The following is an 18,587-nucleotide window of genomic DNA, read 5'->3' as shown; positions in this document are numbered from 1 at the left end:
TTATTCATGGATAAGAAAAATAATAAGCCTTTGTTTGAGCAAAATAACGGCAACACGCTCATTACAATCTTTAAACAATGGGTTAATCAGTTTCATAACCATATTGCGATTGAGTGCAATGATAAAGCAACGAGTTACCGTGAGTTAGATGATTTATCTGACATTCTAGCTCAGCATTTAATCAAAAATGGGGTTAAACAGGGTGATAGGGTTGCAGTATGTTTACCTAGATCTTTATCACTTTGTGTTAGTTTGTTGGCGATTACTAAATGTGGTGCTTGTTATCTCCCCCTTGACCCTGAGTCGCCCATCGCTAGACAAAAAAACATGTTGTCACTTGCCAAGGTAGAGATTGGCTTGGGTAACATCCCCTCTAAATTAGGCATAAAATGTATTGATATCGATGCAAGTAAAGCCTCACTACTTAAAACTGAAAAATCGACGAACTTTGAAGCGAGAGAATTAACACAGGACTTTTGCTTGTTTTTTACCTCAGGGACAACTGGCATTCCTAAAGGTGTACCAATTCACCAAGATGCCATTCTTAATCTTGTGATTAGGCCTGGCTATGTCGATATCAGTGCTAATGACAGAGTCGCTAGTTGGGCTAATCCTACATTTGATGCTCAGTTGTTTGAAATATGGGGTGCACTTTTAAATGGTGCTTGTTTGGTTATTTTTAATCAAACAGAGTTAATTGAAACTGACATCTTTGCTCAAAAGCTTCTCTATAGTCAGTTAGATTATGCTTTTATGACGGCATCGTTATTTAACTTCATGGTTACTAAATACCCACAAGAAATAATTTCGATCAAACACTTATTAGTTGGGGGAGAGGCTTTATCACCACAAAGTTGCATGGTCTTCTATCAGGCACAAGCTGGTAAAACCAGTAAAAGCCAATTGTATAACGCCTATGGCCCCACGGAGTGCACTACATTCAGCTTATGTCATAAGTTAGATGAAAGTCGTCTCGAAGAATATATCACCAATGCATCTGTGCCTATTGGGAAAGTCATTGGTAAAACGAAAGCGATTATTCAAAATAAAACAGGTGATTTGGCTGATACGAATGAAGTTGGCGACTTATACCTTGCAGGTCCAAGTCTGACTAAAGGCTATATTAGCGCTGATAGTGAGGCGGATAAGGTTTTCATTGAATTAGCCTACAAAGCAAACAAAGAGCTGGATTCTAATGTTTGGTATAAAACCGGTGACCTTGCAAAACGTAATGATAAAGGTGAAATTGAATATCTAGGGCGTGCAGACGATCAAGTTAAAATACGTGGTCACAGGGTCGAAACAGCAGAGATAGATAATCACCTAGTAAGCTACCCTAATATTAAGCAAGCGGTTACCTTAGGAGTGGATTCGGGACTTGGCTATAAAGACCTTTACACTTATATCGTTACTGCTCAAAGCGTTAATGAAGAGACAAGTTCAGAAGAGACCAGTTCAGAAGAGAGTCACTATCAGGAAACCCGCCCATTAAACAAAGATTCGGTGTTAGCTTACCTAAAAGAACAACTTCCAACTTATATGCTGCCACATCGTTTGTTTGTGTTAGCCAAGCTGCCATTAAATGCGAATGGTAAATTAGATAGAAAGACACTAGCAAGATTAGAGCTATCTGAACTGGCATCCAGTCAAACATCAGTGACAAGCGTTAATAAAGAGCAAGAAAGTTTAAATGAACTAAGAAGCGAGTTAGCAAAAATAGCGCCAATAAGAAGTAATATCTGTGTTGATTTATTACTCGAAGTGCTCAATCATTATGAACTTTCCTTAGAAAAAGGTTTTATTCAAACCGGAGGTGACTCTTTAAAAGCCATGCATCTTTCTTCTAGTATCAAACGTGCCTTATCGATAAAGCTGGGTGTAAAGGACATACTAGAAACTGAGACTATTTCAGATCTAATGGTTAAAGTTGAGCAGTTACCAGAATTGCCAAAAGAGTTAGAAGTAAATACACCGTTCCCTTCAACACACATAAAGCAATATGTGGCAACAGAGCAGCAAACACGTTTGTTTTTCTTACAACAAATGGAGCCTGATTCTAAGGCTTACTATGCGCCTTATCATTTCTTTCTGGAAAAGGGTTTATCTGTTTCTTTATTAGAATGGGCATGGTCTCAATTGCTTGTTCGCCATACGAGCTTAACAAGTCAGTTTCAGTTAAATAATAATGAATTGATGGTCTCTGAAACTTGTTTAGTTATGCCACTTAAGGTTTGTGAAATAAAACAAGCAGAAGTAGATACTGAACTAGAGCGATTTATGAAAACCCCTTTTGATCTAGAGAAAGGGCCTTTAGCCAAAATTTGCCTTTTTAAAGTATCAGACCCAGATGATAATCATGCAAAACAGATTTTGAGTTTTAACTTTCATCATTTAATCATTGATGGTTGGAGTCTTAATCTTATTCTTGATGAGCTCAGCCAGTTATATCAAAGTGGTTTAAAACAAGAAACCAACTCTTTAAGCGCAATTAACAAGAGCTACGGTCAATATAGTCATAAAGCTGAAAATCAAAGTCACCAAGATGACGAGAACTTCTGGCTCACTCAACTTAAAGCCTATTCAAATAAGCGTTTGTTATTTCCTACTTCTTTACGTGATAGCAAACAGGGCGAGCAAATTCATTCGTTTATTGATCCGACCAGATTGGAATCTATCGAACACTTTGTTAAAACGCAAAATCTCACCTTATTTAGCGTATTTTTAGGTGCCTATTACTTAGCGCTTGCGAATATCTTTAATAACAAAAAAATTCCCATTGGCTCACCAATCGCAAATCGTCAATCTTTAGAGGATGAAGCGATCGTCGGCATGTTCGCTAATACGAGTATTTTCCATTTAAAGGATAGCGCCAGTGAAGGGCAATCAGACTTTGTTAATTATGTACAAGGTCTCGTTATCGATATCTTGTCACACCAGAATTTAGACTTACAGCAAATTAGTGAGTTAAATAAGTCTCTGGGCAATAAGCCGCCTTTGTTTGAGACTTTGTTTGTACTAGAAAATACGGATTTGAATAAATTTAAGTTAGCAGGTCAAACGATTCAGGCGGTAACCGGATTTGCCGGTGATGCAAAATTCCCTATCTCTTTATATCTAATTAAAAGTCATGACAGTGCTGAATTATGCCTTGAATATCAAATCTCTTGTATTAATCAGACAAAAGCCAAAGCCATATTAGATAGATTTATTATGGAGTTGGATGGTTTAACAGATTACCAGCCGACAGATATTGGCTTAACAAAAGGCCGCGCATCTTTTGATTTGGAGGGATCTCTTAATTTTGAAAAAACACATAGTGACTTAGGGTTTGATCTTTCACTTTCTTTTATCGATATGTTTGAACAGCAAGTCGCTAGGACACCTGATTCAACAGCATTAATTTGGAAAGAGAATGATAAAGATAGAGGTATTACTTACAAGTCGTTAAATTTAAAAGCTAATCAATTGGCTCATTACCTTAAGCGATTAGGATATCAACAGGGAGATATTTTAGGGCTTGCTTCGGCTTGGTCTCCAACGAGCTGTTTGGCAATTCTAGCCATTGCAAAATTAGGCGCTTGTTATTTACCTCTGGATTCTAGAAATCCTCAAAAAAGACTAATGAGCATGCTCAATAATGCTGAGGTAAAAACGGTTTTAGGCGATCTTGAAAACTTACAGAATTTGAGTGAAGCCTTAACACTGATTCCGCTTGATGATGCTAACCATGAGGCATTAATAAAAGAAGAAGCCACATATAACCCGGCAAGAGCGAATGATGCAATTAATGAGCTTGCCTATATTATCTATACCTCAGGCTCTACTGGTGAACCAAAAGGTGTCATGGTGACTCAGGCTAATATCACCAATTTACTCTTATCCATGAGGCACGTACTAGATGTCTCAGATCAAGATACCTTTATGAGTCTCACCGCACCCAGCTTCGACATCCATGTTACCGAAATTTATTTGCCTTTAATTTGTGGCGCAAAACTCGCGCTGTTAACTTGGGAAGAAACGCATACGCCTCAGCTTTTATCTAATAGGCAAAAGCAATATGGCGTAAGCCTAATGCAAGCAACACCTGCAACTTGGCAGTTGTTGGTTGATATTGGTTGGAAACCCTCCAAAGGGTTAAAAATGCTGACAGGGGGTGATCATCTATCTTTGCCATTGAAAAACGCCCTTATAGTGAATGAAGCACGTCTATTTAATTTGTATGGTCCATCTGAAACGTCTGTCTATTGCTCTGCTGCTGAAATGACGAAAGAGCAAGATAATATCCATATTGGTAAAGCATTGGAGAACAATCGGCTCTATATTCTCGATGAATCGAAAAAGATGGTAGCGAGAGGTGAAGTGGGTGAGCTTTATATTAGTGGTGCCAATGTTGGCAGAGGCTATCTAAATAACCAAGCGCTGACCCATATTAAATTCACATCAGATCCTTTTATATCTAGTACATCACCTTTTCGAACAATGTATCAGTCAGGCGATTTAGCCAAACGTGATGCTGATGGCAATATAGAACTTGTTGGACGTAAAGATTTTCAGATCAAAGTAAACGGTTTTCGAATTGAAACCGGAGATATTGAGACCTGCCTTTTAGGCCATGAAAGCGTATCTCAAGCTCTGGTAACCAGCATTGAAAATGAGAATGCGGGTAGTGAGCTTTTAGCTTATGTAGTTCGAGTACCCCCAGTACCAATTGAAAATAATCAAGAGGTAGCATTAATCACTTCGCGCGGTTCGAAAACGTTGAGAACCGAATTATCCAAAATGCTAATGGATAATTTACCCAGTTTTATGCAACCCTCATACATAATGGTAATGGATGAATTTCCGTTAACCTTGAATGGTAAAGTGGATAGGCACAACTTGCCCATTCCAAATTTCAAAGATGGTAAAAAGACAAGTAACACGAGTCAGAGTAAGACTAATCAGACGTCCAGCTTTGATAAAAATACAGAGCTAGATAAATGCAGTAAACTAAATAAAAGCAATGAGCTAAATAAAAGCAATGAGCTAAATAAAAGCAATGAGCTAAATAAAAGCAATGAGCTAAATAGAAGCAATGAGCTAAATAGAAGCAAAGAAGCTTTAGTTTGCCAGTTACATGAGGTCTTAACCCCCATTCTTGGTTACCAAATCGATCAAGAACAGCACTTTTTCGAAGCAGGAATGAACTCAATACTCATGATGAAGTTTCATCATGCGTTAACTAATGCTCAAATTGCTTCTTTTGATCTAAGTCTCATGAGCTTATTGGATACACCAAATTTAAATCAGTTAGCCGAAAAACTAAATAAAAATGACATTGAGCAAAGTCCTTTAAGTAACTATGCAGGTTTAGTTACTGAAGAGATATTAGAAGAACAAACAGCCGTAAGTGCAAAAGCAAATAATGGCATTCAAGAAATCGCTGTCATAGGAATGGCGGTGAATTTGCCACAAGCCAATAATTTACAAACTTTCTGGCAACTGATTAAAAACGCTACCTGCGCAATAAAAACGCAAGATGAAAAAGAAGATCGCTCAGATAGACACTGGGTGAATAGCGTATCTAGCATCCAAGATGTGTTTGATTTTGATCCTCACTATTTTGGCATATCAATTAATGATGCCAAGCTAATGGACCCACAGCATAGACATGCACTTATGACTTCGGCTCAAGCATTAGCGGATGCGGGTATTGTAAGTGACGGATTGAATAAGGTTGGTGTTGCGTTCAGTCAAGGTGATAGTGATTACCAAACTAAGCTTCTATCTAAGCTTGAAAATAAACATCTAGATAAATTTCACATATCCCTGCTAAATGAAAAAGACTTTATTGCGACACGCCTTGCTTATCATCTTAATCTTAAAGGCCCAGCTATCTCTGTTCAAACCGCCTGCTCAAGTTCGCTCGTTGCGATTCATCAAGCCTGTCAGCAACTCTTAAATGGTGATAGTCAGGTTTGCCTTGCTGGCGGTGTAAACATAGACCTAAATTTATTATCAGGTTATCCATATCGCGAGGGCATGATTTTATCCAAAACAGGATTATGCCGGCCCTTTAGTGATGATGCTGACGGTACTGTCCCTGCAAATGGTGTGGCCGCCGTTGTGCTTAAGCCATTAGAGCGGGCTATACAGGATCAAGACAGGATTTATGCCACCATAAAAGCGAGTGCGATTAATAATGATGGCAGTGATAAAGTGAGTTACTTTGCGCCTTCACTTTCAGGGCAAATTGAGGTGATTAAAACGGCACTTAAAAGAGCTGAGATCGAACCTTTTGAAGTCGGTTATATAGAGGCACACGGTACAGGCACTTTGCTTGGTGATCCGATAGAAGTCAGTGCGCTTTCACAGGCTCTTAAATCAGTAAAACAAGAACAGATTGAAACTGTCGATCACCAAAATAAACGCTACTTAGGCTCTTTAAAAAGCCAAATGGGGCATTTGGGCGCAGCAGCAGGTGTTGCAGGTTTTATTCGAACAGCCTTATCTCTTTACCATAAAAAAATACCCGCCAGTCTTCATGCAAATACACTAAATACTAAAATCGACTTCATCAAAGCTGGATTTGAAATAAGCCCTCATATGCTTGACCAAGATATGTCAAAGCCATATGCCGGTATTAGCAGTTTTGGTATTGGTGGCACAAATGCTCATCTTATTATGGGGCAATCACCAAACTCGGATTCGAGAAATGAGCTTAAGCCGCCAAAAATCGAATTCAATAAGCGCTCTTACGCGAGTGATTTATTCAACCATGAAAAGAGTGAAGACACCTCTTCATTAAATGCTTCTTCGTTAAATACTTTTTTGTTAAATAATGAGCCATTAGAGAGGGCAAAAAGTAAGGCGGTTACAAGGTTTAAACAGTTACCTGAAACTGATTGGTTTCTACAGGAAAGCTGGTTGAGAGGAGAAAGCCTTGAAGGGAACAAAGCACCCTTTAATAAGCACTATGTCCTTATTGATAACCCAAACCAACAGGGGAAACAGCTAGCAGAGAAACTCTCTTTGTTCACTCAGGTTAGATATTTTTCTAATCTAGATAACCTTGTTAAAACCCTTGAAACACATGAGCTAGAGCCTTTAGAAGATGTCACTGTGCTAAATTTTAATCAGCTAGCGTCTTACTCATCAACATTGTCTCAAGGGCTTTCTAATGACTCAGATTTAGCACCATTTGGTTTTAAACAAATTTTTAATGATTGGAATGATCTGATTAATCTTATTCAGAGCAAATTGATTAATCATTCTAAGCAGTCAATCAAGATCATTAATCTTGTTCAAGGCAGTGCTCAAATATTAGGAGATGAAAGCTTAAATCCAACAAGTGCATTATTGCTTGGCTTATTACAAACCTGCCCAATTGAGTTTGAAAATTTGAAATACACGGTGTTGGACCTACCACCTACTTCAGAAAAGCTCATTCTTAATGCATTACTTAAATTAGAAAGCCTATCATCCGGCCATTATGCAATCAGAGGGCATTTTTTATGGCAAAAGCATTATCAAAGATCTATAAATCCACCCAATTCAGTATTCGAGTCTGATAAAACGACTTACCTTGAGGCTCTCGATAAAAAGGGGAGAAAAGAAAAAGTTTATGTACTCACAGGGATTGGAGGCATAGGCGAAGCCTTGATAAAACATCTAAGCAAAGATTCAAATAATAAGCTTATTTGTTTGAGCCGCTCTTCAATGTGTAATACGTTAGATACAAAGTTAGCGGTAAACAGACTCAAGTGTGATATCACTGATCTTATGTCGATGAAATGGGTTAAGCAGCAAATTCAAGCAAGTTTTGGTGATGTTTACGCACTGGTTCACCTAGCGGGTAAAAGTGGTAGCGGCATGATGCGTCTTTTAGATTCAGAAAAGACGATAGATAAAATGTCAGCCAAAGTACTTGGCGCAATTAACGTTGAAAAAACCTTATTGTCTCTTAAGCCTAAAAAGGTAATGTACTTTTCATCAATGTCTTGTGTGAATGCGATAGCAGGTCAAACGGATTATTGTGCTTCAAACCATTTTTTAGATCTATTAGCAAAACATCAGAACCAGGTTTTCCCAGATACAGAATTTATCAGTGTGAACTGGCCTACTTGGCAAGGAACAGGCATGGCTAGCGAGGTTGAAAGAAACGATTTTGCTATAACGCCTGAACAGGGGGCTAGCTTGTTTTCATCGACTCTTGAGCAGGGCTCAAGTCAGTATCTAATTTCTCCTTTAAGCGATCATGATAAAACGGCATTTTTTAAAGAGATAAATAGCAATAAACTCATTCCGCAAAGAGCAGTAGAAAATAAAGAAGCTCAAACTTTGGAGAGCCTAATAACAAACCTTTTTAAAGACTGTTTGGGGTTAGACGACATATCAAAGGAGGTTTGTTTTTATGATCTAGGTGGTGACTCACTTACCGTTTTAGATTTATTTGATGCTTTAGAAGCGAGTTTTCCTGGAAAAATCTCACTTAAAGAGCTTAACCAAAATGTCACTATCGACCGTTTAACAAAACTCATAAGTAATGATGAAGTATCTGAATCAGAGAACCAAAAACTGGATTATAGTCAAATGCTCAAAGCTGGAAATGGCGCTAAAAACATGCTGATTCACCCAATTGGTGGTGAGTTAGGGGGTTATAGAGCCTTGATAAAAGCATTGCCTGAAACTGATGAGACGTTAGGTATCAAGGATCCTTTATTTCATGATAACTCACAAACTCTTACCAGTGTTGAAGCCTTAGCAGCGGCTTATCTTGGTAGCATTAAAACGAATGCGCCAAAACGCATTATTGCTTGGTCTTTTGGGGCACTGATTGCTTGGGAAATAATACGTCTACTAGAGCTGGAAGAAAGTGCGTTATTGGAAAATTTAGACTTGATATTCATAGACCCGCCTAGCCTTAAACAGAATTTGAGTCATAAAGAAGAAGCAACTGGGCAAAATGTATTTATTGAAGAACTGAAACAGCAATATCCACATTTAAAAGATAGCCTTAACCCTATATCGATCAAAAGTGGTTCTGATGAATTAGGTGTATCAAATGTGATTGAAGCTATATTGGGTAAAGGTTCTAGCCAGATTAATGCGACTTTAAATCAGGAGGTTCATTCATTTTTCCAAAATGTTATTTTGAGTTGTAATAAGAATCAAAAGGCCATGTTGAGCTTTGAACCTGTTACTAAAATCAATTTAAAAACACAGATATTTATTGCGAATAGAAATGACATACTTGAGATTGAAAACGTTAAAAGTACATGGGCAAGTATTTTAAGCGATGTTCGTTTTTATGAAGTAAATGCCGATCATTATTCGATCATGGAACAGGGCAATGTAGAAGTGATGGTAGAGCAAGTATTAGCTAAACATTAGCTTTAAAGTAATCCAAAAAAAGAGGCCCGTAGGCCTCTTAAATGGAGTAAGAGCAATACTATTAGTTCAAGTCATTTGCATAAGCGTTATCGACTTGTTTTTCTGCATCAGCTGCAGATTTAGCAAGGAGGTTAAACCACTTCTCGCCATCTTTTATATTACCCTTGAACCAGTCATAAACAGGCTCAGCTGATTTCTTGAACTCAGCTTTTTCAGCAGGTGTTGGAACATAAAGCTCGCCACCGGCTTTAGCAAAGTCCTGATAAGCTTGGATTGATTTACGTTTTGGTGAAGCAAACGTTGCTTGCTGAAGCGCACTGAAACCGTCAACAACAACTTTACGTAGATCTTCAGGCATATCCATGAAAGATTCATTACTCATATACCAAAGCGCAGACATATAAGCGTGTCCGTCGAGAGTGACGTGCTTAAGACCTGCTTCTGTGAACTTCATACCCATGATGTCTGTGATGCCATTCTTAGAGCCTTCAACAACACCTGTTTGGAATGAAGTGAAAAGCTCTGGCCATGGAATTGGAGTAGGACTAGCACCTAATGATCTTACTAACTCTTGAGGTAAATCTGATACCACGGTACGAATTTTCAAGCCTTCCAAATCATCTGGTGATTTGACCGTACGCTTGGTATTCGCAAAGTTACGCCAGCCACCAGTATTACCGATTGTCATCAGACGGACAGTATCACCTGAATCTTCAAGGATCTGCTTACGCAACTCACGGGTAAAGTCACCTTCAAAAACTGTTTCAGCAATTCTGTCGTCCCTTAATAGATAAGGTAGGTCTAGCACCTGAACGTAAGGGTACATGGCAGATGCTCCGCCAGAGGTTGAAATGTAAACATCAACAGAACCGTATTCAAGCGCTTCAAGACACTCAACACCATTACCGCAAAGCTGTGTACCTATATATAGATCTACATTGATACGGCCATTTGAATGTGATTCTACAAAGTCTTTGAAAACAACTAGACCATCATAATCTTCATCATTTTCGTTCGAGTTTGCGACAGCACGAAGGTTAAAATCAGCAGCTTGAGCTTGAGCGCCTAATAGCACACTGGTAGCAAGTACTGCAGTACCTATCATTCTGCTTATTTTTGTTTTTAGAAACATGAATTCGTCCTCGTTTTTTTATTATTTAATGATTTAGCTAATTACTTATCCTGACACCAGCCCCAATAATCTGGGAACCGTCATAGATAAAGATGGGAAAAAGGTAATAAGAAATATCACGACAATCTCAACCGCTAAGAAGGGTAGAATTGCCTTTGAAATTGATTCAATTCGCTCACCAGAGACACTAGAGGCCACAAACAAAACAAGCCCCATGGGTGGTGTAGCAAGACCGACCGTTAAGTTGACTGACATGATGATGGCGAAATGAACAGGATCTATACCAAGATTAATAAAAATAGGACCTAAAATAGGACCAAGAATAATGATGGCAGGGCCTGCATCTAAAAACATACCGACAACGAACAAGAGTATGTTTATCAAGAAAAGCAGCATAAGTGGGTTATCGCTGATCGCTAATACCCATTCAGCTAGAATCTCAGCACTGTGAGAAAGGCTAACGACGGTTTTAAAGGCGATAGCAGAACCGACGAGAAGTAGTACAACCGCTGAAGCTTGAGCACCTTTGATAAAGATATCAGGTAGGTCAGAAAGCTTAACGGTTTTCATCACCCAAACACTGATAATTAGAGCGTAGAAGGTGGCAACTGCAGACGCTTCCGTTGGCGTAAAAATACCGCCAATGATGCCACCAAGGATAATGACAGGCGCAAATAATGGCAGTATTGCACCTTTAGTGGCTTTGCCTCTTTCTTTCCATGTGGATTTAGGACCGGCTATGGGGAAGTCATACTTTTTAGCCATTAAAGCGACCATAAGCATTAATGACACACCAACTAAAATACCAGGCACAATACCAGCCGCAAATAAGGCAGCGACTGATACTTCCATTGTATATGCATAGATAATCATTATGCCTGATGGTGGTATGATTGGGCCGATTACAGAAGAGGCCGCCGTAATTGCCGCTGCAAACTTACGTTTGTAACCATTCTTCTCCATTGCCGGAATCATCATGGAACCAATGGCGGAAGTGTCTGCTACTGCCGAGCCTGAAAGACCTGCAAAAAGCATACTTGAAAGAATATTTACATGTGCAAGACCACCACGAACATGACCTATAAAAGATTGCGAGAATTGAACTAGGTTAAGCGTGATGCCGCCACGATTCATTATCTCGCCAGCTAGCATAAAGAAAGGGATTGCCATTAAAGGAAATGAATCAATACCGTTGTAGATGTTACGAAAAAGCAAGGATACATCTCTTTCCATGCCAGTTGCGTATAGCATGATGCCAGGCGCCGTTAACATGGCAAAGAAGACAGGCATGCCGATTAACAAGAAGACTAAAAACAGGGGTAAAAATAGAGCTAACATTAATTTTCTCTCGTTTTTATTATTTTTAGAAAGTAAGGGTATTAATTACTTTTCTTTAAAATTCAAAGCGTATTCATCTGCCTTACCTAATAGGCAGCCAATTTCGCGTAACACTAATTCAATGTTGGATAACAGCATGGTAAAAAAGCACACTGGCATAGCTAAATAAATCCAGGCACGAGAAATATGAATAGAAGCCGCTCTGGATCTGAATCCTCGCTCAAAAAAATCTATTCCTAAGGTGAAAAGTTTGAAAAGAACCAATCCTGCCAATAGATAGAGAGCAAGCTTTAAGAAGCTTGCAATCTTATCTGGGAGGGCAAGAATCAGCATATCTATAGCAACAAAACTTCCTTTTCTATAAGCCTCACCAGCGACGACAGCCATCATCCAAATCATGAGGGCTCTAGCGGCTTCTTCTGGCCAAGGAAGTGCGTTGTTAAGAACATAGCGAAAGAATACTTGTAGCAGTATTACGCTTATCATTAGGGCAACCAGTACCCATGCGATATTTCGTCCAACCTTATGTAGCATAAGGTTGAAACTGCTGAGATATTTTACCAAAGACATTAGTACGATCATTTTGCCTCCCATTAAAGAATGTGAATTCTTAGTTTTATGGCACTTCTTGGCCTTCAGCGGCAGTCCATAACTCGAACCAAGTTTCACGATCGATATCTAGGTTTAAAGCATCTGATAAATGCTTAATACGCTCAGGATTGTTAGTACCAACAACAGGTAAAATATTAGCTGGATGAGCTAACAGCCATGCTAAGGCAACATGATCAATGCTAGTGTTTTGAGCATCACAGATACGTTTAAAGATAGGCGCTAAGCGCTGGGTTGCAGCAGAATCTTTAAATAACTGTCCGCCAGCAAGCGGTGACCATGCCATTGGTGTGATCTCATCTGTTTGCATCGCAGCAAGAGTGCCATCTACAAAGCTTTCACGGTTAAGCAAACTCATTTCAACTTGGTTGGTTAAAAGTGGATGCTTCATATGTTTTTGAATCAGCTTCCAATCCCATGGACCAAAGTTAGAAACACCAACACCACGTACTTTACCGCTATCAACTAATGCATCTAAAGCGGATGCTGTTTCAGCTGCATCCATAAATGGATCAGGGCGATGAATCAATAAAAGATCCAAATAATCTGTTGATAGGTTGCTAAGGCTCTGTTCTACACTTGTAGTTATATATTGTGCGCTGGTGTCGTAAAACTTAACTCGGCGGTCAGGAAATTTATCCGATAAAAGAGCAATATCACACTTAGAAATAAGCTGTATATCTTTACGAAGAGAGTTATCGTTTTTTATAGCATTGCCGAAAATAGCTTCACAACGGTAGTCGCCATAGATGTCAGCATGATCAAAACTAGTGATACCTTGAGATAAACACAGGTCAATTTTCTCTCTAACATGTGCGCTTGATGTATCTTCAGCATCATCTAGTCGCCATGCGCCATACACTAAACGGCTTAATTCAATATCGGATTGACCCATTTTTATTTTTTTCATTTTTTAACTCACCCTATAATCGCTTTAAATGAAGTGATTATTTTTGCTCTAGAAAATGAGCATCAATTCAGTTCAAGAATCTAAATCGACACAACTTGTATATTTACACTATCAGTGTATTCTAATGATGTAAATCAATAGTAAATGAATTTTGTTTAATTTTGGCTTTTTAAGCACTTTCTAAAATATACAGCTTACTTATTACGATTTATCAATTGTTACGATTGCATTAAGTGCATACTTTCTAATGTCGTTTGAGTCTGTAAAATAGGCTGATAAATAAGTATATGGAGTGAGTGTGTGAAAGATAAAAAAACAAAAAAGAAATTGCCGCTATACATTCAAATCGGAGAGTTATTACACCGTGAAATTGCAGCAGGTCATTGGCAGGCTGGAGAGAGGCTTCCAGTTGAAGCTGAATTAGCTGTCAAGCTTGGCGTTGCTGTAGGCACGCTAAGAAAAGCACTTGCTAAATTAGAAACTGATGGTTTATTAGAAAGACGCCAAGGTTCGGGGACTTATGTTAAAAGAGCCCCGGGTGGAAGGGCAATTTATCAGTTTTTTCATTTAGAGCTTTTAGCCGGTGGTGGTGCACCTAGTGCCGATACTTTAAGTGTTGAAAAAGATCAAAACACGGACGTAAACCAACAGTTAAGGTTAGAACAAATTGATGCAAGTACCTGGTGCATTAAGCGTCTGCGATATTTAAATACTGATTTAGTGGCAGCCGAACAAATCTGGTTTAGCCATAAACACGCAGAGAAACTAACGTTAGAAGATTTACACGAATCTTTATATTTACATTATCGAGAAAACTTTTCTTTCTGGATAAGTCGAGTTGAAGACGAAATTGATTGTGCGCCTATTCCTGATTGGGTTGCAGCAGGGCTTCAATTAGATAAAGACCAAATACTTCCAAGGGTGCAAAGAAGAGGCTGGTCAAACGAGGATAAAATTGAGGAATACTCTTTAACCTGGTTTGACCCAAGTAAGTGTCGATACTTTGCTCGTTGGCGTTAATACAACAAAAAAATGAGGTAAAGAAAATGAGCAATAGCGTACGTTATGGCATGCTTGGTTGCGGCATGATGGGTCAAGAACATCTTAACAATATAGCCCTTATTGAAGGTGCTAAAGTGGTTGCAATTGTAGAGCCAGACCTTGATATGCGAATTAAATGTACGCAAATAGTACCTGATGTTGCTTTTTACGATTCACTAGAACTTATGCTTCAAGGTGAACCAGAATTAGGTGCCATAGTTGTTGCGACACCTAATTTTCAGCATGCAGAACAACTTCTTTACCTTTTTGAACACACTAAACTTCCAATCTTGATTGAAAAACCAGTCATCACTCAATTAGATCAAGTGAAAGCAATACAAGAGGCTGCTCATAAACATCCTTCACCTGTTTGGGTTGCTATGGAATATCGCTATATGCCCCCTGTTGCTCAGCTAAGAAAGCAACTTAATGAAATTGGCGATATGAAAATGCTAAGTATCAGAGAGCATAGGTTCCCTTTTCTTGAAAAGGTACAAGATTGGAATCGATTTAATCATAAAACCGGGGGTACCTTGGTTGAGAAATGCTGTCATTTTTTCGATTTGATGCGTTTGTTGGCAGAGTCCGAAGTTAAGCGTGTTTATGCCTCAACAGGGCAAGATGTAAATCATCTAGACGAAAGTTACGATGGTGAACAACCAGATATTATTGATAATGCATTTGTTGTCGTTGATTTTGAAAATGGAAAACGTGCTAGTTTAGATCTGAATATGTTTGCTGAAGGATCAAGATATCAGGAAGAAATCTGCGCAGTTGGCGAAAAGGCTAAAATTGAATGCTTTGTGCCAGGCCCAGGTCGTTTCTGGCCTGTTGAAACGCTCGGTGAAGCACCAATCCCTAAAGTCGTTTTAAGTCCAAGGGATCCAAAAGGGCCAACTGAGTCTGATATTCCAGTAGATGACACTTTACTTGCAGCAGGCGACCATAACGGCTCTACTTTTTATCAACATTTAGGCTTTTTTGAGGCTATTACTCAAGAAAAAAGTGTTGAAGTTAGTATCGAAGATGGGCTTAAAGCCGTTGTTGTTGGTCTAGCAGCTCAACACTCAGCAATGACAGGCCAAGCTGTAAATATCACAGAAAATGGCTATTCCTTCATAAAATAACCTCTAAAAAAATTCTAAATTAAATCAATAGTTTGAATGTATATTGTATAAATTTAACAACAATTCATTCACTATTGATTTACTTCTATAAATATAAAGATTAGAGTTTTAAGTATTGATACATGATTGATTCGCATAGTTTCAGATAACTAAGCTAACAATAATAATTTAGATTTAGGAGATAAAATGAGTGTAGTCATAGGTAAACTAGCAGAACAAAAACAAGTAAATGGTTTAGATTTTCCTTTAATGGTTACACCTAGTGAGACGCAAAAGAATGCGACCAAAGCTGAATTTTTAAACTGGATTAGTGAAAATAAAGCAGAGTTACATGAATACCTGATCAAGCATGGAGCAGTGTTGCTACGTGGCTTTCCACTAGATAGTGCCGCTGAATTTGAAAAGATGTTAGATCAAACTGACTATAAAAATATGCCTTATGTTGGTGGCGCAGCGCCACGTGAACAAGTTACAGCATCACGTATTGTCACAGCGAATGAATCACCTGCAACTGAAAAAATTCCTTTCCACCATGAAATGGCGCAGGTACCGACACCACCTGGTTATATTTTCTTTTATTGTGAAACAGCATCACCTAAAGGTGGAGCGACATCGATTCTTCACTCAGGTGAAATTTGCAAATCCTTATTCGAGTTGAATGCGGATTTCGCATCTAAAATTGAAAAGGATGGTGTTCGTTATGTCAGAGTGATGCCTGAAGTGACAGACAATACCTCCGCTATTGGTCGCTCTTGGAAAGATACATTCCAAGTTACTACCAAAGATGATGCAGAAGAAAAAATGAAAGAAGCTGGCATGAGTTGGGAGTGGCTAGATAATGGCGACCTTCGTACTCAAACTAATACCTTATCTGCAATTCGATTTGATGAAGAAACTCAGCAAAAAGTCTTTTTCAATTCTGTTGTTGCTGTATATACAGGTTGGAATGATAGTCGTAACACAGGTAAAACAGCAGTAGAAACAGGCAAGGGAGAGCTTATGGATGAAGCTACCATCGATGCATTAGTTGAGCAGATGGATGATAAGTGCGTAAACTTTAAGTGGCAAAATGGTGATGTACTTTGGGTTAATAACCACACCGTATTACATGCTAGACAGCCATTTGAAGGTGATCGCCGTATTTTAGCGTCCATTTCATTTAAGTAGGCTGAAATTTAAGTCCATTCATACAACAACTTCATCGATCAAAGTTCGAATTCATCTTAGCTCATTATCAAGCAGATAATGAGCAGGGTGATCATACTGAAATCTTTAGTTTAATTTATTCCATTCATTCTTATCAGAATACACTTTTAGAAAGCCTATATATTACAATTGTTCAGTAAAGGGAGTATTTTTGCTGTAATCTAGTAAGGCTAAAATGTAAGGGGTTACTCTATACATATAACTCTAAAAGTAGAAAGTTGTCGCAATGAATACGCAGAAAATTAATTTTTGGCTCTTTGTTTTTTTAATGTTTCCAGCAATCAGCCAGTCATCAGAACCCATTCAGCTAACCTTGTCATATCAAATCAATCCATCTCCGCCATACCAAATGGGTACGGGAGTAGATGTAATGGAACCACCCGGTATTGCTTTGGATATTATTAATGCTGCCAGTCAAGAACTTAACATCAAGGTTGTGTATAAACGATACCCTAATGTGCGAGTAATGCATCTACTTAAACATGGCCAGATTGATGGTGCTTTCATGTTTTCCTATAAACCCGAGAGAGCCCAAATAGCTCGCTATCCTCTGACACAAGAAGGCAAGCTTGATAGTTCAAAAAGGCTCGCTACCCTTAGTTATTGGCTCTATTCACTAACAGAAGCTAAATTAGACTGGGATGGCACGAATTTAACTGGGGCAAAGGGCTTTATTGTTGCTGAGCATGGCGATTCCATCATTGGCGACCTTGAAAAGATAGGGCAAAAAGTTCAACAGCCTGATTCTGCGTATAAGGCGTTATTAATGCTTACTAAGCGTCCTCAAGTCGTAGGTGCTGCCTTACAAGATGTAAAAGTGACCCCATTACTTGATAGTGCAGAATTTTCAGGAATAAAGCGTTCATCTGTGCCACTTAAAACAAAGGATTATTTTTTAGTGCTCAGCAATAGGTTTGTCGATAGGTATCCAGATTTAGCTGATGCATTATGGGAGAAAATTAAGTTGCGTAGAGATGACGTTGCTAAAGAAAGTATGTACCGTTATTCCACATTACAGTAACTTTAAATGTGTGACATCTTTGCAGATAAATAAGACAAGATAAGAGAAAACATACTTTAAACACTTCAATTCACACTAGCTTTTTTATAATAAAAATAATGAGCAGGGTGATCATGTAGAAAATCCTCAATCAACTTTTCTTACATATCTTGGGGGCTAACATGCCCAATATAACTTCTATGTAATTTTAACTATCTAGTCGCTTATATAACTCAAGTGTAAGCTGTGATAATTTGAATTCCAAATTAGGTAACGGCGTTAGCTGTATCGTTAAGTGTGCATTCTTAGAATGAACTAAAGACAGGTTTTTTGGCATGTTATCTAGAATTCATGAGTGAGATCTGGGTATTACTGATTTATCTATAAGATAGAACGCCTTGTCATAAATTTGCGTCTTAACCAAAAGCGCTTTAGTTAAGGAATAAAATTCTGGAACAGTCTAACTCATACCGTGGCTGTAAAAAGTTTGATATCAGCAAGCACTATCAAATTTATTTAGTGAGCGTTTGTGTCTAGCAACAAACTCAGAGCCCATAGTTATTTCCCGAAATAAAATATTCCCAGCATCAAACAAGAAATGAAATCAGATCACAAAGAGTTAGATAGAAAGCGCTTTATTAATTACTCAAAGCCATACAACTAAAGGGTTTGAGTGAAAGTCAGCTTAGAACTTATTAGTAGGATTAAGGGCATATGAATATCTACTATTTCCGATAAATGTTATTATCGGAAATAGTAAATATTCATAAATTCACTCCTATATAGGCTTATTTCTTAACTTCTGCCTGCGTTCTGCGTTCTGTGTTCTGCGTTCTGTGTTCTGTGTTCTGT

General features: G+C 38.4%; 9 protein-coding genes. 5 read left to right on the top strand and 4 right to left on the bottom strand.

What is annotated here, in order from left to right; all coding sequences use genetic code 11:
- The first annotated feature begins 6 nt into the window (after window positions 1–6).
- Complete coding sequence (locus tag TW85_RS14775; RefSeq protein WP_046017911.1) at window positions 7–9,372, top strand: non-ribosomal peptide synthetase; 9,366 nt, start codon at window positions 7–9, stop codon at window positions 9,370–9,372.
- Window positions 9,373–9,433: 61 nt separating this feature from the next.
- Here the strand turns inward: TW85_RS14775 and dctP are convergent, their stop codons facing one another.
- From dctP to TW85_RS14755, 4 genes are read right to left on the bottom strand one after another with little or no spacing between them, the layout of a single operon-like run.
- On the bottom strand, window positions 9,434–10,504 hold the full coding sequence (dctP, locus tag TW85_RS14770; protein WP_046017910.1) for a TRAP transporter substrate-binding protein DctP: 1,071 nt from the start codon (window positions 10,502–10,504) through the stop codon (window positions 9,434–9,436).
- A gap of 45 nt (window positions 10,505–10,549) precedes the next feature.
- Window positions 10,550–11,842, bottom strand: coding sequence for a TRAP transporter large permease (locus tag TW85_RS14765; protein ID WP_046017909.1), 1,293 nt, complete (start codon window positions 11,840–11,842; stop codon window positions 10,550–10,552).
- Between the two features lie 45 nt (window positions 11,843–11,887).
- Window positions 11,888–12,424 carry a TRAP transporter small permease subunit gene (locus TW85_RS14760; protein ID WP_046017908.1) on the bottom strand — a complete coding sequence of 179 codons (537 nt, stop codon included), beginning with the start codon at window positions 12,422–12,424 and terminating at the stop codon, window positions 11,888–11,890.
- A 34-nt stretch (window positions 12,425–12,458) separates the two neighbouring features.
- A complete protein-coding gene (locus tag TW85_RS14755) occupies window positions 12,459–13,361 on the bottom strand; it encodes an aldo/keto reductase (RefSeq protein ID WP_046017907.1) in 903 nt (300 codons plus the stop codon).
- A 300-nt stretch (window positions 13,362–13,661) separates the two neighbouring features.
- On the opposite strand from TW85_RS14755, the gene TW85_RS14750 reads away from it, so the two are divergent.
- The 4 genes from TW85_RS14750 to TW85_RS25555 all read left to right on the top strand — a co-directional run bounded on the left by TW85_RS14750 (window position 13,662) and on the right by TW85_RS25555 (window position 17,756).
- Complete coding sequence (locus tag TW85_RS14750; RefSeq protein ID WP_046017906.1) at window positions 13,662–14,381, top strand: GntR family transcriptional regulator; 720 nt, start codon at window positions 13,662–13,664, stop codon at window positions 14,379–14,381.
- A gap of 26 nt (window positions 14,382–14,407) precedes the next feature.
- Window positions 14,408–15,529: a Gfo/Idh/MocA family oxidoreductase gene (locus tag TW85_RS14745; RefSeq protein ID WP_046017905.1), complete on the top strand. Its 1,122-nt coding sequence runs from the start codon at window positions 14,408–14,410 to the stop codon at window positions 15,527–15,529.
- A 186-nt stretch (window positions 15,530–15,715) separates the two neighbouring features.
- Window positions 15,716–16,696 carry a TauD/TfdA family dioxygenase gene (locus TW85_RS14740; protein ID WP_046017904.1) on the top strand — a complete coding sequence of 327 codons (981 nt, stop codon included), beginning with the start codon at window positions 15,716–15,718 and terminating at the stop codon, window positions 16,694–16,696.
- Between the two features lie 265 nt (window positions 16,697–16,961).
- On the top strand, window positions 16,962–17,756 hold the full coding sequence (locus tag TW85_RS25555) for a hypothetical protein (RefSeq protein WP_052702229.1): 795 nt from the start codon (window positions 16,962–16,964) through the stop codon (window positions 17,754–17,756).
- The last annotated feature ends 831 nt before the right edge of the window (window positions 17,757–18,587 follow it).

This window comes from Marinomonas sp. S3726, from assembly GCF_000967665.1.
Taxonomy (GTDB): Bacteria; Pseudomonadota; Gammaproteobacteria; order Pseudomonadales; family Marinomonadaceae; genus Marinomonas.
The sequence above is the reverse complement of the archived record's forward strand: the minus strand, read 5'-3'. Positions and strand labels throughout refer to the sequence as shown.

Bases quoted from the DNA above. Each gene is read 5' to 3' on its own strand.
- TW85_RS14775 (WP_046017911.1), top strand. From the start codon at position 7: ATGGATAAGAAAAATAATAAGCCTTTGTTTGAGCAAAATAACGGCAAC.
- dctP (WP_046017910.1), bottom strand. From the start codon at position 10,504: ATGTTTCTAAAAACAAAAATAAGCAGAATGATAGGTACTGCAGTACTT.
- TW85_RS14765 (WP_046017909.1), bottom strand. From the start codon at position 11,842: ATGTTAGCTCTATTTTTACCCCTGTTTTTAGTCTTCTTGTTAATCGGC.
- TW85_RS14760 (WP_046017908.1), bottom strand. From the start codon at position 12,424: ATGATCGTACTAATGTCTTTGGTAAAATATCTCAGCAGTTTCAACCTT.
- TW85_RS14755 (WP_046017907.1), bottom strand. From the start codon at position 13,361: ATGAAAAAAATAAAAATGGGTCAATCCGATATTGAATTAAGCCGTTTA.
- TW85_RS14745 (WP_046017905.1), top strand. From the start codon at position 14,408: ATGAGCAATAGCGTACGTTATGGCATGCTTGGTTGCGGCATGATGGGT.
- TW85_RS14740 (WP_046017904.1), top strand. From the start codon at position 15,716: ATGAGTGTAGTCATAGGTAAACTAGCAGAACAAAAACAAGTAAATGGT.
- TW85_RS25555 (WP_052702229.1), top strand. From the start codon at position 16,962: ATGAATACGCAGAAAATTAATTTTTGGCTCTTTGTTTTTTTAATGTTT.